The organism is Pseudarthrobacter sp. GA104, from assembly GCF_009741265.1.
Classification (GTDB): Bacteria; Actinomycetota; Actinomycetes; order Actinomycetales; family Micrococcaceae; genus Arthrobacter.
Window position 1 is genome coordinate 3,824,308 of record NZ_WOWL01000001.1, and the last position, 13,790, is coordinate 3,838,097.

General features: G+C 63.2%; 14 protein-coding genes. All 14 read left to right on the forward strand.

Annotated features, from left to right (window positions below; genetic code table 11):
- Positions 1-275 precede the first annotated feature (275 nt).
- The 14 genes from GK109_RS17475 to GK109_RS17540 all read left to right on the forward strand — a co-directional run bounded on the left by GK109_RS17475 (position 276) and on the right by GK109_RS17540 (position 13,750).
- Positions 276-1,388: an MraY family glycosyltransferase gene (locus GK109_RS17475; RefSeq protein ID WP_157241828.1), complete on the forward strand. Its 1,113-nt coding sequence runs from the start codon at positions 276-278 to the stop codon at positions 1,386-1,388.
- A gap of 109 nt (positions 1,389-1,497) precedes the next feature.
- Positions 1,498-1,971 carry a hypothetical protein gene (locus tag GK109_RS17480; protein ID WP_157241829.1) on the forward strand — a complete coding sequence of 158 codons (474 nt, stop codon included), beginning with the start codon at positions 1,498-1,500 and terminating at the stop codon, positions 1,969-1,971.
- A complete protein-coding gene (locus tag GK109_RS17485) occupies positions 1,971-2,309 on the forward strand; it encodes a hypothetical protein (RefSeq protein ID WP_157243091.1) in 339 nt (112 codons plus the stop codon). Before GK109_RS17480 ends, GK109_RS17485 begins: the two co-directional genes overlap by 1 nt.
- Before the next feature lie 81 nt (positions 2,310-2,390).
- Positions 2,391-3,191 (forward strand): F0F1 ATP synthase subunit A, encoded by an 801-nt coding sequence (atpB, locus tag GK109_RS17490; RefSeq protein ID WP_157241830.1) that lies wholly within the window; start codon positions 2,391-2,393, stop codon positions 3,189-3,191.
- A 107-nt stretch (positions 3,192-3,298) separates the two neighbouring features.
- Positions 3,299-3,502 carry an ATP synthase F0 subunit C gene (gene atpE, locus GK109_RS17495; protein WP_009356484.1) on the forward strand — a complete coding sequence of 68 codons (204 nt, stop codon included), beginning with the start codon at positions 3,299-3,301 and terminating at the stop codon, positions 3,500-3,502.
- Between the two features lie 52 nt (positions 3,503-3,554).
- Entirely contained in the window at positions 3,555-4,106 is a 552-nt protein-coding gene (locus GK109_RS17500) for a F0F1 ATP synthase subunit B (RefSeq protein ID WP_157241831.1), read from the forward strand.
- A complete protein-coding gene (locus tag GK109_RS17505) occupies positions 4,106-4,933 on the forward strand; it encodes a F0F1 ATP synthase subunit delta (RefSeq protein WP_157241832.1) in 828 nt (275 codons plus the stop codon). Before GK109_RS17500 ends, GK109_RS17505 begins: the two co-directional genes overlap by 1 nt.
- Before the next feature lie 79 nt (positions 4,934-5,012).
- Positions 5,013-6,650, forward strand: a complete 1,638-nt coding sequence (gene atpA, locus GK109_RS17510) for a F0F1 ATP synthase subunit alpha (protein WP_157241833.1) — start codon at positions 5,013-5,015, stop codon at positions 6,648-6,650.
- 72 nt (positions 6,651-6,722) lie between these two features.
- Positions 6,723-7,613 (forward strand): F0F1 ATP synthase subunit gamma, encoded by an 891-nt coding sequence (locus GK109_RS17515; protein ID WP_157241834.1) that lies wholly within the window; start codon positions 6,723-6,725, stop codon positions 7,611-7,613.
- Between the two features lie 83 nt (positions 7,614-7,696).
- Positions 7,697-9,151 carry a F0F1 ATP synthase subunit beta gene (atpD, locus tag GK109_RS17520; RefSeq protein ID WP_157241835.1) on the forward strand — a complete coding sequence of 485 codons (1,455 nt, stop codon included), beginning with the start codon at positions 7,697-7,699 and terminating at the stop codon, positions 9,149-9,151.
- 1 nt (position 9,152) lies between these two features.
- Positions 9,153-9,437 (forward strand): F0F1 ATP synthase subunit epsilon, encoded by a 285-nt coding sequence (locus tag GK109_RS17525; RefSeq protein ID WP_157241836.1) that lies wholly within the window; start codon positions 9,153-9,155, stop codon positions 9,435-9,437.
- Between the two features lie 10 nt (positions 9,438-9,447).
- Entirely contained in the window at positions 9,448-9,876 is a 429-nt protein-coding gene (locus GK109_RS17530) for a DUF2550 domain-containing protein (protein WP_157241837.1), read from the forward strand.
- A 5-nt stretch (positions 9,877-9,881) separates the two neighbouring features.
- Positions 9,882-11,192 (forward strand): alpha/beta hydrolase, encoded by a 1,311-nt coding sequence (locus GK109_RS17535; RefSeq protein WP_370460791.1) that lies wholly within the window; start codon positions 9,882-9,884, stop codon positions 11,190-11,192.
- Positions 11,189-13,750 carry a bifunctional lysylphosphatidylglycerol flippase/synthetase MprF gene (locus tag GK109_RS17540; RefSeq protein WP_157241839.1) on the forward strand — a complete coding sequence of 854 codons (2,562 nt, stop codon included), beginning with the start codon at positions 11,189-11,191 and terminating at the stop codon, positions 13,748-13,750. The genes GK109_RS17535 and GK109_RS17540 overlap by 4 nt, the downstream gene beginning before the upstream one ends.
- Positions 13,751-13,790: the final 40 nt, after the last annotated feature.

The following is a 13,790-nucleotide window of genomic DNA, read 5'->3' on the forward strand; positions in this document are numbered from 1 at the left end:
CGCTAGTATCTTTGACTAGAGTCCACTGTAATACAGCCCTGTAAGGCACTGCGTTCTGTAAGACACTGCGTTTTGTAAGACACTGCGTTCTGTAAGGCACTGCGTTTTGTATGGCACTGCGCATACGGAAATGCGTACTGCCTGCTGCGCGCTCGGCGACGGAGAAGTTTCATTTATCGAAGAACAGATTCCCGGCCAGTGAGCCCCTCGACCAAGGACCAGCTGCCGGCACGGTTGCCCTGCTTCAGCCTCCCCCCTGAAACGGCCCCCGCCCCATGATCATGTACCTGCTGATGGGGCTGACGGCTGCCATCGTGTCCTACGCGGCCACCTGGGCAGCGCGGGTCGTCGGCCACCGGCTGGAACTGCACCTGCCCATCCGCAGCCGCGACATGCATTCGATCCCGGTGTCGCGGCTGGGCGGCGTGGCGATTTTCCTCGGAGTGATGGTTGCGCTGATTGTTGCCAGCCAGTCATTCTTCGTCAAGGACATCTACCGCAATAACTTCTCCCCCTGGGGCGTCCTTGCCGGTGCTGCCGTCATCGTCCTGGTGGGCGTGGCGGACGACCTGCTGGACATCCGCTGGTGGGTGAAACTCATCGGGCAAAGCGCCGCGGGCCTTACGGTGGCCATCTGGGGAGTCCAGATGACCATCGTCCCCTGGGTGCCGGAAGCGATCTACCTCGAAAACGAGACGGTACGGGTGCTCTTGACCGCGGGGCTGATCGTCACCACGATGAACGCCTTCAACTTCATCGATGGCCTGGATGGCCTCGCCGCGGGTGTGGCCATCATCGGCGGGACCGCGTTTTTCTTCACCGCATACTGGGTGCACCGCAACGCCGTGCTGCTGGACTATTCGGACCTCGCCACCCTGATCACCGCCGTCCTGGTGGGCAGTTGCCTGGGCTTCCTCCCGCACAACTGGTTTCCGTCCAAAATCTTCATGGGCGATTCCGGTGCGATGCTGATCGGGCTGCTGATGGCTTCTGCCGGCGTCGTGTCCACCGGACAGATCACGTCGGGGCTGTATGACAGGGCCAACGGTATCTCCACCGTGATTCCCATCCTGCTTCCGTTCGCCGTCCTCTTCCTGCCGCTGCTGGACCTGGGCCTGGCCGTGGTGCGGCGCACCGCCCGCGGCCGCTCGCCCTGGTCCGCGGACAAGGGCCACCTGCACCACAAGTTGCTGGACATCGGCTACTCGCACCGCACCGCGGTGATCCTGATGTACCTCTGGACCGGCATCCTCTCCTTCGGCGGACTGGCCTTCGCCATCTTCCCGTGGCAGGTGGTGCTCGCCGTGGACCTCTTCGCCACCCTTGTCATGGGCCTCGTCACCGCCTGGCCGTACCTTGCCCGGCGCGGCGAAGAGACGCGGGCGTAACCTCGATGCCAATTATTTCTATCTCGTGTAGAATTTAGGGGCAGCCAAAGCTGCCCCTCCAAACCTGCCTGCCGGCGAACCGCCTGTTGGTGCCGACGATTGGGATCGAATGACCTCCAACGCCGAGTCCGGACCTCCGTCCGGCAACGGAAGTGTTGGCGCATCCGGCCCCACTCCGTCGCTCTGGCTGCACCTCCTCAAGCTGAGCTCGATTGCCTCTGCCGCCGGCCTGCTCCTCTGCGCGGCCGCAGCCGTGCTTCTGCAGGGCGTGAACGCCGCCCTGTCCAGTACCGCGGGTGGGCTGCTGGTCATGCTGTTCTTCGGAATCAGCCTCCTGGTGGGACATTTCGTGGGCCGCGGCAACCCTTCGGGCGCCATCGGCATGTTCGTGGCAACCTACTTCGTCAAGGTGGTCGGCTTCGCCGTCGTGCTGTTCGTCGTAGGGGCTCCGCAGTGGCTGCAAGGGCGCTGGTTTGTGGCCGGAGCGGTGACCGCAGTCGTCCTGTGGCAGGCTGCTGAAATCTACGGTTTCAGCAAGGCGCGCCTGCAGATCTACAACGAGCCGGAACAAGGAAAACCATGATGCGTGATCCGAAGAAGCCCAACAAAGGCCGCAACGGGAACAGCGGATCGAGCGGTTCTGCCCCCGGTGTATCGAGCGACGGAACCAGCGGCGGATACAACGCCGGCATGGCCGTATTCAGCTACATCATTGGCGGAATCATCGTCTGGAGTTTGATAGGGTGGGGACTGGATTACGTGTGGGGAACGCGCTGGATCGTGCTCGCAGGCGCCCTGCTTGGAGCCGTCGGAGGTTTCTACCTTTCCCACATGCATGGCCTTACCAGTTCTCGAAACAATGCTGGGGAGCGCCGTGCTTCCAGCGGGCCGTCCCAGGACGGCGACACTAATGCCAAATAATTTCACAGGGGGAACAGCAGGCCTTCCGGCTGCCGGTCCCCGCCCAACGCCCAATGATGGACACTGCAGAGAGGAAACGCGTTGATCGCGCTTGCGCTCCCGGCCCAAGATTCAGGAGAGTTTACTCCTCCTGGTATTAACGAAATGCATTTGCCGGCAATCCTGCCGTGGGGTGCCGCAGAAGGATTCTCCAAGCAGATGCTGCTGGTCCTCCTCTCTGTCGTCTTTATCGCCGTCTTCTTCGTGCTTGCCGCACGCAAGCAGCAGCTGGTACCCGGCAAGCTCCAGTTCGCCGGCGAGGCCGCCTACGGCTTCGTCCGGAACGGAATCGCCAAGGACATCATCGGCGGCAGGGACTTCATGAAGTACGTCCCGCTGCTGTTCAGCCTCTTCTTCTTCATCCTGGTCAACAACATCTACGGGGCCATCCCGTTCTTCCAGCTCCCCACGTTCTCGCACGTGGGCGGCGCCTACGTGCTGGCCGGCATTGTCTACGTCACCTGGATCGCCATCGGCGTCAGGAAGAACGGACTCCGTTACTTCAAGCTGGCCACCGTGCCCTCCGGTGTTCCGTGGTTCATCCTTCCGATCGTCATCCCGATCGAGATCATCTCCAACTTCCTGGTCCGGCCTGTTACGCACAGCCTCCGTCTGTTCGCCACCATGCTCGCAGGCCACCTCATCGTGATGATCGCCGGCTACGGCATCGAGTTCCTCGTCATGCAGGAGAACCTCCTGCTCAAGGGAACCTCGCTCCTGGTCCTGGCCGGGGCGATCGCCATGTACATGCTTGAAGCCCTGATCATGGTCCTGCAGGCCTACGTCTTTACCCTGCTGACTGCGATCTACATCGAAGGCGCACTTCACGCCGACAGCCACTAGGCACCCTGCCTGCCGGCAACCCGCCGCCGGGCACTAAGACTTCCCCTCGCGGGGATAGAGCAAACCAAACAACCTGCCACATGGGTGGCATCTTGAAAGGAATAAAAATGGAAGGCAATCTCAACCTCGTAGGTTACGGTCTGTCCGCAATCGGCGGTGGTATCGGTGTTGGTCTCGTATTCGCTGCCTACATCAACGGCGTTGCACGCCAGCCGGAAGCACAGCGCGTCCTGCAGCCGATCGCATTCCTCGGCCTTGCGCTGACCGAAGCCCTCGCCATCCTCGGCCTGGTCTTCGCCTTCGTTCTCTAGTCCTTAGAGCGAAGCGAACTTACAGAACCGAGTAGATAAGGACGGGTGAAATATGAATCAGCTGATCATCTCAGCCGCCACTGAGGGCGAAGTCAACCCCCTGGTTCCCAATATCTGGGAAATGGGCGTTGTCTTCGTGGGCTTTGCCATCCTCTTTTTCATCGTGGTCAAGTTCGTTGTCCCGATGTTCGAAAAGACCTTCGCCGAGCGTGCCGAGGCCATCGAAGGCGGCATTGCAAAGGCTGAAAAGGCCCAGGCTGAGGCGTCTGCTGCACTCGAAGAGTACAAGCAGCAGCTGACCGACGCCCGCGCCGAAGCCAACCGCATCCGTGAGGAAGCCCGCGCCGAAGGTGCCCAGATCCTCGCGGATCTCAAGGAGAAGGCAGCTGCAGAGTCTGCCCGCATCACGGCCCAGGCCCACGCACAGATCGAGTCCGAGCGCCAGGCGGCCGTTGTGTCCCTGCGTTCTGAGGTCGGCACCCTGGCCACCACCCTGGCGGGCCGGATTGTCGGCGAAGCGCTCAGCGACGACGAGCGTGCAGCACGGGTCGTGGACCGTTTCCTGGCAGATCTGGAGACCCAGAACGCAGGTGCAGCTAAGTAATGGCAGGCGTATCGAGCGAATCGCTGGCAACAGCGCTGGCAGAGTTGGAAGCCAAACTTCCCACCGCGTCGCTGCAGCTGGCAAAGGAACTCTTCGGAATTCTGGGAATGGTGGACAGCTCGGCTGGCTTGCGCCGCGCCCTGACTGACCCGTCCCGCAACGGTGGCGAAAAGTCGGCGCTGGTCAAGCAGCTGGTTGGCGGGAAAGTCTCCGCTGATGCTGCAGAGATCGCGGGCGGACTGGCCAGCTCGCGCTGGGCAACGGCCCGTGACATCGGCGATGCACTCGAGACTCTTGCCGCAACGGTGGTCATTTCCGTTGCTGAAAACAAGTCGGCCGTTTCTGCCTCCGGAATCACTGGCCTGGAAGAACTGGAAAACGATCTGTTCTCCTTCAACCAGGCCGTTGCCTCCAGCCACGAGGTGCAACGTGCTCTGTCCGAACCACAGGCCAGTGCTGCGGCCAAGGCCACACTGGCCGCGAAGCTGGTGCCAGCTGCAAGCGAGGAAGCTAAAGTCCTCATCTCGCAGGCCGTCACCCAGCCCCGCGGCATCAAGCCCACGCGGCTGGTTCAGCGGTTCGCCGAACTGGCGGCCAAGCGGCAGCAGCGCTGGATTGCAACGGTCAGCGTGACCCGTCCCCTGACGCAGACGCAGCTTGACCGCCTCCAGGCGGGCCTGAATGCCATGTACGGGCGGGAACTGAAGGTCAACCTCAATGTTGACCCGTCACTTATTGGCGGCATCCGTGTCCAGGTTGGTGACGAAGTGCTCGACGCTTCGGTCCTCGCCAGGCTGGGCCAATTGCAGCGCCAGCTGGCCGGCTAGCCGGACAAGCACAACCTAACTGATAGAAACCCCGGTCACCGGAAACGGTGATCACAAAACAGGAGAGCAGGGACTGCAGATGGCCGAATTGACCATCAACGCCGACGACGTCCGTATTGCGCTGAACGAGTTCGCGGCGTCCTACGAACCCGGAAACGCAGAACGCGTAGAGGTCGGCCGCGTATCTACCGCTGGTGACGGCATCGCCCGTGTTGAGGGCCTTCCCTCGGTCATGGCGAACGAGCTGCTTCGCTTTGAGGACGGCACGCTGGGCCTGGCCCAGAACCTCGACGTCCGCGAAATCGGCGTCATCATCCTCGGCGACTTCACCGGCATCGAAGAAGGCCAGGAAGTCCACCGCACCGGACAGGTTCTGTCCGTTCCCGTGGGCGACGCCTTCCTTGGCCGCGTTGTCGACCCGCTGGGCATGCCCATCGACGACCTCGGCGAGATCAAGGCCGAAACCACCCGCGCGCTGGAGCTCCAGGCTCCCGGCGTGACCCAGCGCAAATCGGTGCACGAGCCGATGCAGACCGGACTCAAGGCCATCGACGCCATGATCCCGATCGGCCGCGGCCAGCGCCAGCTCATCATTGGCGACCGCCAGACCGGCAAGTCGGCCATTGCGATCGACACCATCATCAACCAGAAGGCCAACTGGGCTTCGGGCGATGTGACCAAGCAGGTCCGCTGCATCTACGTGGCCATCGGTCAGAAGGCGTCCACCATCGCCGCCATCCGCCAGACCCTCGAGGACAATGGCGCACTGGAGTACACCACTATCGTGGCGTCTCCGGCATCCGACCCCGCAGGCTTCAAGTACCTGGCACCGTATGCAGGTTCCGCTATCGGCCAGCACTGGATGTACGGCGGCAAGCACGTCCTCATCGTGTTCGATGACCTCTCCAAGCAGGCCGAGGCCTACCGTGCAGTGTCGCTGCTGCTCCGCCGCCCGCCGGGCCGCGAAGCCTACCCGGGCGACGTGTTCTACCTGCACTCCCGCCTGCTGGAGCGTTGTGCAAAACTGTCCGACGAACTGGGTGCCGGTTCCATGACGGGCCTGCCGCTGATCGAGACCAAGGCGAACGACGTGTCCGCCTACATCCCGACCAACGTCATCTCCATCACCGACGGCCAGATCTTCCTCCAGTCGGACCTCTTCAACGCCAACCAGCGCCCCGCTGTCGACGTTGGTGTGTCCGTTTCCCGCGTGGGCGGCGCCGCACAGGTGAAGTCCATGAAGAAGGTCTCCGGTACGTTGAAGCTGGATCTGGCCCAGTACCGCGACATGCAGGCATTCGCCATGTTCGCGTCGGACCTGGATGCCGCATCCCGCCAGCAGCTGACCCGTGGCGCCCGCCTGATGGAACTGCTCAAGCAGGGCCAGTACTCGCCGTTCCCGGTGGAGAACCAGGTTGTGTCCATCTGGGCCGGCACCAACGGCTACCTGGACGACGTTCCGGTTGAGGACATCAGCCGCTTCGAGTCCGAGTTCCTGGAGCACCTGACGCACAAGTCCTCGATCCTCACCACGCTGGCGCAGACCAATGTGCTGGACGACGACACCGCAGCAGCCCTGAAGTCCGCCATCGTGGACTTCAAGAAGGGTTTCTTCGGCGAGGGCGACGACCGCTTGGTAGGCGCCGGCCACGAGGAGCATGAAGCCATCTCCGAGGGCGAAGTCGACCAGGAAAAAATCGTCAAGCAGAAGCGCTAGTTCCGCTGGCCGGATGTGCCGGGCCCAAGGGCCCGGCGCATCCGGTCTAAGGAATGTTAGGAAAGGATAAGTATGGGAGCCCAGATTCGGGTCTACCGCCAGAAGATCAGCTCGACCACGTCGATGCGCAAGATCTTCAAGGCGATGGAACTGATCGCTACCTCGCGCATCGGCAAGGCCCGTGCGCGCGTAGCAGCTTCACTGCCTTACGCGAACGCGATCACACGCGCCGTTTCTGCTGTCGCAACTCAAAGCGAAATCGACCACCCGTTGACCACCGAGCCGGATCAGATCCGCCGTGCCGCTGTCCTGGTAATTACCGCGGACCGTGGACTGGCAGGTTCGTACTCGGCCAGCGTGCTCAAGCAGGCGGAAGGTCTCATCGAGCTGCTCCACGAAGAAGGCAAGGAAGTCAAGACGTACGTCGTTGGACGTAAGGCCCAGGCCTACTTCGATTTCCGGAACCGTGAATACGCACGGGTCTGGACCGGAGGCACGGACGCACCCGAATTCGCCACCGCGCGCGAAATCGGCGAAGCACTGCTGTCCGAGTTCGCAACCGACTACGAAGAGGGCGGCGTGGACGAGATCCACGTGGTGTACACCCGCTTCAAGTCCATGGTTACCCAGGAGCCCACGGTCATCCGCCTGCTTCCGCTGGAAGTAGTGGAAGAGCAGGCCGCTTCTGAATCGGACCTGTTGCCGCTGTACGAATTCGAGCCGGAAACCGAGCAGGTTCTTGATGCCCTGCTGCCGCGCTACATCGAGTCACGCATCTTCGCGGCCATGCTGCAGGCTGCGGCTTCGGAGCTTGCTGCACGCCAGCGGGCCATGAAGTCCGCCGGCGACAACGCCACGGACCTCATCAAGAAGTACACGCGTCTGCGCAACACGGCCCGCCAGGCTGAAATTACGCAGGAGCTTTCCGAGATTGTTGCCGGCGCCGACGCCCTCGCGTCCTAGCCTGCAGCAGGTCGGATTCCGCAGGACCTGCACCACCACAGATAAACTTAAACCCACGCCATCTACTGAGTGAAGTGAGAGAGATGACTGCCACTGCTACCGAACACGTAGCCGCAACGTCCGGTGCCACCGGCCGCATTGCGCGCGTAATCGGCCCGGTTGTCGACGTCGAATTCCCGGCTGACGCAATCCCGTCCATCTACAATGCCCTCACCACCGAGATTACTCTCAACGGTGTAACCAAGACCATCACGTTCGAGACCGCCCTGCACCTGGGCGACAACCTCATTCGCGCCATCTCCCTGCAGGCTACCGACGGACTGGTCCGCGGCACCAACGTAGTGGACACCGGCGCCCCCATCTCCGTACCCGTTGGCGACGGCGTCAAGGGCCACATCTTCAACGTGCTGGGCCAGCCCCTGGACGTTGCAGAGTCGGAACTGGACATCAGCGAACGCTGGCCGATCCACCGCAAGGCACCGAACTTCGCCTCGCTCGAAGGCTCCACCGAGATGCTGGAAACCGGCATCAAGGTCATCGACCTCCTCACCCCCTACATCAAGGGTGGAAAGATCGGCCTCTTCGGCGGCGCCGGCGTGGGCAAGACCGTTCTGATCCAGGAAATGATCACCCGTGTGGCCCGCAACTTCGGTGGTACCTCGGTATTCGCCGGCGTCGGCGAGCGTACCCGTGAGGGCAACGACCTCTGGGTTGAAATGGAAGAGGCAGGCGTCCTCAAGGACACCGCCCTTGTGTTCGGCCAGATGGATGAGCCGCCGGGAACGCGCCTCCGCGTGGCCCTGTCCGCGCTGACCATGGCGGAGTACTTCCGCGATGTCCAGAACCAGGACGTGCTGCTCTTCATCGACAACATCTTCCGCTTCACGCAGGCAGGTTCCGAGGTCTCCACCCTCCTCGGCCGCATGCCCTCCGCCGTGGGCTACCAGCCGAACCTGGCTGACGAGATGGGCCTCCTGCAGGAGCGCATCACCTCCACCAAGGGCCACTCCATCACCTCGATGCAGGCCATCTACGTCCCCGCGGATGACTACACCGACCCGGCCCCGGCAACTACCTTTGCGCACCTGGACGCGACCACGGAACTTTCCCGTGAAATCGCCTCCCGTGGCCTGTACCCGGCAGTTGACCCGCTGACGTCCACCTCCCGCATCCTGGACCCCCAGTACATCGGCAAGGACCACTACAACACGGCTGTCCGTGTCAAGCAGATCCTGCAGAAGAACAAGGAACTCCAGGACATCATTGCCATCCTCGGCGTTGACGAACTCTCCGAAGAGGACAAGATCGTCGTGTCGCGTGCACGCCGCATCCAGCAGTTCCTCTCGCAGAACACCTACACCGCCAAGCAGTTCACCGGCGTCGAAGGTTCCACGGTTTCCATCAAGGACACCGTCGAAGGCTTCTCCGCCATCTGCGATGGCGAGCTCGACCACATCGCAGAGCAGGCGTTCTTCAACGTCGGCGGCCTGGATGACGTAGAGCGCCAGTGGGCCAAGATCCAGGAACAGACCAAGTAATATGGCTGAGCTTGAGGTTGAGATTGTCGCAGCGGACCACTTTGTGTGGTCCGGAGCGGCCAAGATGGTCAAGGCCCGCACCAGCGATGGTGAAATCGGAATCCTGCCCGGCCACTCGCCCCTGCTGGCGATCCTGGCCGAGGGTGAACTGGCCATCCAGCCGGTTTCGGGAGACCGGATTGCGGTAGAGGTTGACGGCGGGTTCTTCTCCGTCGACAACAACCGTGTGGTTATCGTTGCTGACAACGCCCAGCTGGGCGGCTCGGCTACCGCTGGGATCCGCTAGCATCACTTTGATGGACGCACCGGGTCTGTTCATCGCCTTGGCAGTCGCTTTTGGATTGCTGATATTTGCACTGTGCCTTTCGGGGGTGCGCCGCTTCAATCTGCGGCGTGCCCTCGGCACGGTGGACGCCTCCATTTGCATGGCTGGAAACAGCTGGCAGATGGGGGTTTGCCGTTATCAGGACAACGACCTTGAATGGTTCCGGCTGCTCTCCCTTAGCGTGCGGCCCAAGCACAAGTTCAAACGGCATTCCCTGGAACTGCTCGGCCGGCGGACGCCCACGGAGGCCGAGGCTGTCAAGGTGCAGCCCGACGTCGTCATTGTTGAACTGCGGTACGAAGGCCAGGACATGCGCCTCGCCATGAACTTCGACGCCTACACGGGCCTCTCTTCCTGGCTGGAAGCCGGCCCGGTCATCGGCATTGGGACTTGGCGCTAGCCAACGTGGACTGGTTCTTCGACATCCGGCTCATCGACGGGCCGCTATATTGGGCTTCCCTCGCCCTTGGGGTGGCCGGTGCCGCGTACCTTCTGCTGCCCCCGTCCGCCGTCGCCAGGCGGAGCTGGTTCTTGAAAGTCATTGCGGTTGCGGCTGCCGCCTTCGCCCTCGTGGCTTCCACCCACTGGGCTCTCATCAACGTTTTCTCGATCTTCCCGGAAAACATTCCCGATACCGTCCTCCTGTGGGTGGTGCCCGGCGTGGCCGCCCTGATCCTCCTCCTCCTGAGGATGCCCCGAAACACGTGGCGCCGGCGTGCGGCCGGATTGGTGGCCGCCCTTTTGGTGACGGCACTTTCGGCAGTGCAGATCAACGCCTATTTCGGCCTCAATAAGACGGTCAGCGATCTCTTCGGCACAGCACTCGCGAGGATTCCGACGCTGGAGCAGGAGCTGATGCGGCAGCCGGGACAGTCCGACGGCGCTACCCTCCGCGGGTGGGTGCCGCAAGGGGACGTCCCTGCCGAAGGCGAGCTGCGGAAGGCCTTCATCCCGGGGGAAAAGTCCGGGATGAGCGCCCGGGACGCGTACATCTACCTGCCGCCCGCCTACTTCGCCAAAAACCGGCCAGTCCTGCCGGTGCTGGTCCTGATCGCCGGACAGCCGGGCGGCCCCGCGGACTGGCTGACCGGCGGTGCCCTGGGCGGGCACATGAATTCCTTTGCGGCGGCGCACGGCGGCCTGGCACCGGTGGTGGTGATCCCCGATCCCAACGGCTCGCAGTCTGCCAACACCATGTGCATGGACAGCCAGATAGCGCAGGCTGACACCTACTTGTCACGTGACGTGCCGGCCTGGATCAGTTCCACCCTGGCCGTGGACACCAACCATAGTCAGTGGGCCATTGGCGGCTTTTCCTTTGGCGGCACCTGTGCCCTGCAGATGGGAACCCGGCACCCGGATCTCTTTCCGGCTGTCCTTTCGTTCTCCGGGGAAGCTGAACCGGCCATCGCCAAGGAGCGGCAAAAAACCATTGACGCTGCCTTTCCGGGGAGGCCGGAGGAATTTGAGCGGCAAACCCCCCTGGCCATCATGAAGGAACAGCGCTTCGAATCCAGCGGCCTGTACTTGACTGCCGGACAGAACGACCCAGAATTTGTGGGTTATCTCCGTACCCTGGCCGCCGCGGCACGGGAGGCCGGCTTTGACGTCCGCGCCTACGAGGTGGAACAAACAGGCCACTCCTGGGACACGTCCTCCAAGCGCCTAGCCGATGCCCTGGAGTTCCTGGCCGCCCGGTGGGGGATGGGGCAATGACAACGGGACATAAGGTCCGGACAGGATCGCTCGCCTGGGCAACGGTGGTCCGCCCGACACTCGACCGTGCCATCAGTGCCCTGAAGTCAATGCCCTTCTCCGTGGCGGTCCTGCTCGTGTTCCTCGCCACCGGTGCTGTCACCGGCAGCTTCCTTGCCGGGCCCCCGGAGCAGTTGCTGGACGGGGCAGGCGTCAGCGGGCCGGGGCTGCGGGCCGGCAACTGGTGGTGCCTGTTCACCAGCCTCTTCTTCGCCACGAACCCGCTGGCCTATATTTCCGCGTCGCTGATGATCCTCCTGCTGCTGGGGCTTGCCGAGCGGAAACTGGGAACCGTCGCAGCGGCCGCCTTCTTTTTCGGAGGACAGTTCGGTGCCGTAACGCTCTTCCTGCTGATCACGCAACTGGCGGGATACGTGGGGGACGGGTGGCTCGACCGGATGGCCGACGACATCCTGATCGGACCCTACCCTGCAGTCCTCGCGGCAGGTCTGGCAGCCTCCGGCCGGCTGCCGGTCCTCTGGCAACGCCGGCTCCGGACAGCTGTGCTGTCCATCTCCCTGCTGCTGGTGCTGTACATCGGGCATGCAGAAACGGTGATCGGCCTGATCGGTGCCATCCTGGGACTCCTGGCCGGCTGGTGGATCCAGGGTGATCGCGGCCAGCTCCACCGGCACCGGTCAACCGGCCGCGAAGCACGGAACCTGCTGGCCCTGACGGTGGCAGTCTTTGCGGTGGGGCCCATCCTCACCGGAATCGCCAGGTCACCCACAGGCCCGCTGGCGCTCCTGCGCGACGTAGTCCTCAACCCGATGCCAACCCTGAGCCAACTGGAGTTCAACTGCGGCGCAACCGTGGAGTCGTCCTGCCTTGAAGCGGGCCGGGCAGGCTTTGCCGGGCCCTTCGGACTCGCGCTTGCGGTGGTTCCGGTCATCCTGCTGCTGATCTGTGCGGACGGCATGCGCCGCGGGCGGCGCCTGGCCCTGAACATCGCCATAGTCATCCAGCTTGCGGTCACAGCCCTTGCCGGCGTCTATCTTGCGCTGTTCGCACTGATCCCGTCCAGGCCGCACAGCGCGTCCGCCACACCCATGGCCTCGGCGTTTGCCCATGTGCTTCCCCTGGTGTTCGTCCCCCTGCTCCTGGCGGTCCTTTTGTGGCTCAACCGGCGTCAGTTCCGCGTCCAGACGCGGCCTGCTGCCCGCCGGACGCTGGCCGCAGTCGTGGGAGGAACATGGCTTGTCCTCGCCGGAGCATACGCGGCGGCCTGGTTCTGGGCCGGCGGTCTGCTACGCGACGGCGGCATCCTGGCGCTCTTTGCAGAGCTTGCGCGCCAGTACGTCCCGGTTCCCATCCCGCAGTACTACCACCGGGTGTTCGCGGACCGGAACAACCTGGAAGCGGTGCTCTTTGCCTATTCCGGACCCGTGTTCTGGGTTGTCGCGCTGGTCAGCGTGTGGTGGGCCCTGCTCAGCGGCCACCACGGCAACGACTCCGGACGGCAGGACAGGATCAAAGCACGCGCCCTGCTCCACCAGGGCGGCGGACCCCTGTCCTGGATGGCGCTGTGGGAACCCAACACGTACTGGTTCAGCCCCGACGGCCGCGGCGCCGTGGCGTTCCAGCGGCACGGCAGCGTGGCTCTGACACTGGGCGGGGCTTTCGGGCCGCCAACTGCACAAGGGCGCGTGACCGAGGGTTTCCTTGACTACTGCAGCCACGAAGGCCTCATCCCTGCGCTCTACTCCTGCGATGATTCGCTCTGGCCCATGCTGCGGGAACGCGGTTTTTCCAGGGTTGCCGTTGCCCAGGAGACCCGGCTGGCCGTCCGTGAACTCGAATTCAAGGGCAAGGAGTGGCAGAACGTCCGGACCGCACTGAACAGGGCAGCCAAGCTGGGGGTTCAGGCTGTTTGGGGAACGTACCAGTCCCTGCCGCCGGCGCTGCGGTCCAAGCTGATCGAGGTCTCCGAGGAATGGGCGGCCGGAAAGACCGTTCCCGAAATGGGTTTTACCCTCGGCGGCATCGACGAGCTCGACGACCCGGAGGTGCTGTGCTGCCTTGCCGTGGATGCCGGCGGCACGGTCCACGGGGTGACCAGCTGGTTGCCGGTTTATGACGGCGGGGTCCTGGTCAGTAGGACGCTTGACGTCATGCGCCGCGGCGCCGACGGATTTCCCGGGGTCATGGAATTCCTCATCGCCTCTGCCGTGCTTGAGCTGCGCAGTTCGGTTGAGGTGATTTCGCTCTCGGGCTCACCGCTGGCCAGCCTTCCCGAATCCCCTGCCGGTGACGGATCCCGTTCTGAGGCCCCCGGTGAAGGCGAAGCGGACAACCTGGTCCGGATACTCGACCTCGTGGGGCACGCACTGGAACCCGTCTACGGATTCCGCTCCCTGGCCGCATTCAAGTCGCGCTTCAAACCCGAATACCGTGCGCTTTACCTGTATTACCAGGACGCGTTGTATCTGCCGGCGATCGGCCGGGCATTGACCCGCGCGTACCTGCCCGGGCTTTCCCTTCCGCAGGGCGCCCGCCTCGTGCGCAAATTGGTGAAATAGCTGTCCTGATTAACGACAATGGTCCCCGGCATAATTGCCG

Excerpts from the sequence above, each read along its gene's own strand:
- GK109_RS17475 (WP_157241828.1), top strand. The coding sequence starts at position 276 with ATGATCATGTACCTGCTGATGGGGCTGACGGCTGCCATCGTGTCCTAC.
- GK109_RS17480 (WP_157241829.1), top strand. The coding sequence starts at position 1,498 with ATGACCTCCAACGCCGAGTCCGGACCTCCGTCCGGCAACGGAAGTGTT.
- GK109_RS17485 (WP_157243091.1), top strand. The coding sequence starts at position 1,971 with ATGCGTGATCCGAAGAAGCCCAACAAAGGCCGCAACGGGAACAGCGGA.
- atpE (WP_009356484.1), top strand. The coding sequence starts at position 3,299 with ATGGAAGGCAATCTCAACCTCGTAGGTTACGGTCTGTCCGCAATCGGC.
- GK109_RS17500 (WP_157241831.1), top strand. The coding sequence starts at position 3,555 with ATGAATCAGCTGATCATCTCAGCCGCCACTGAGGGCGAAGTCAACCCC.
- GK109_RS17505 (WP_157241832.1), top strand. The coding sequence starts at position 4,106 with ATGGCAGGCGTATCGAGCGAATCGCTGGCAACAGCGCTGGCAGAGTTG.
- atpA (WP_157241833.1), top strand. The coding sequence starts at position 5,013 with ATGGCCGAATTGACCATCAACGCCGACGACGTCCGTATTGCGCTGAAC.
- GK109_RS17515 (WP_157241834.1), top strand. The coding sequence starts at position 6,723 with ATGGGAGCCCAGATTCGGGTCTACCGCCAGAAGATCAGCTCGACCACG.
- atpD (WP_157241835.1), top strand. The coding sequence starts at position 7,697 with ATGACTGCCACTGCTACCGAACACGTAGCCGCAACGTCCGGTGCCACC.
- GK109_RS17525 (WP_157241836.1), top strand. The coding sequence starts at position 9,153 with ATGGCTGAGCTTGAGGTTGAGATTGTCGCAGCGGACCACTTTGTGTGG.
- GK109_RS17530 (WP_157241837.1), top strand. The coding sequence starts at position 9,448 with ATGGACGCACCGGGTCTGTTCATCGCCTTGGCAGTCGCTTTTGGATTG.
- GK109_RS17540 (WP_157241839.1), top strand. The coding sequence starts at position 11,189 with ATGACAACGGGACATAAGGTCCGGACAGGATCGCTCGCCTGGGCAACG.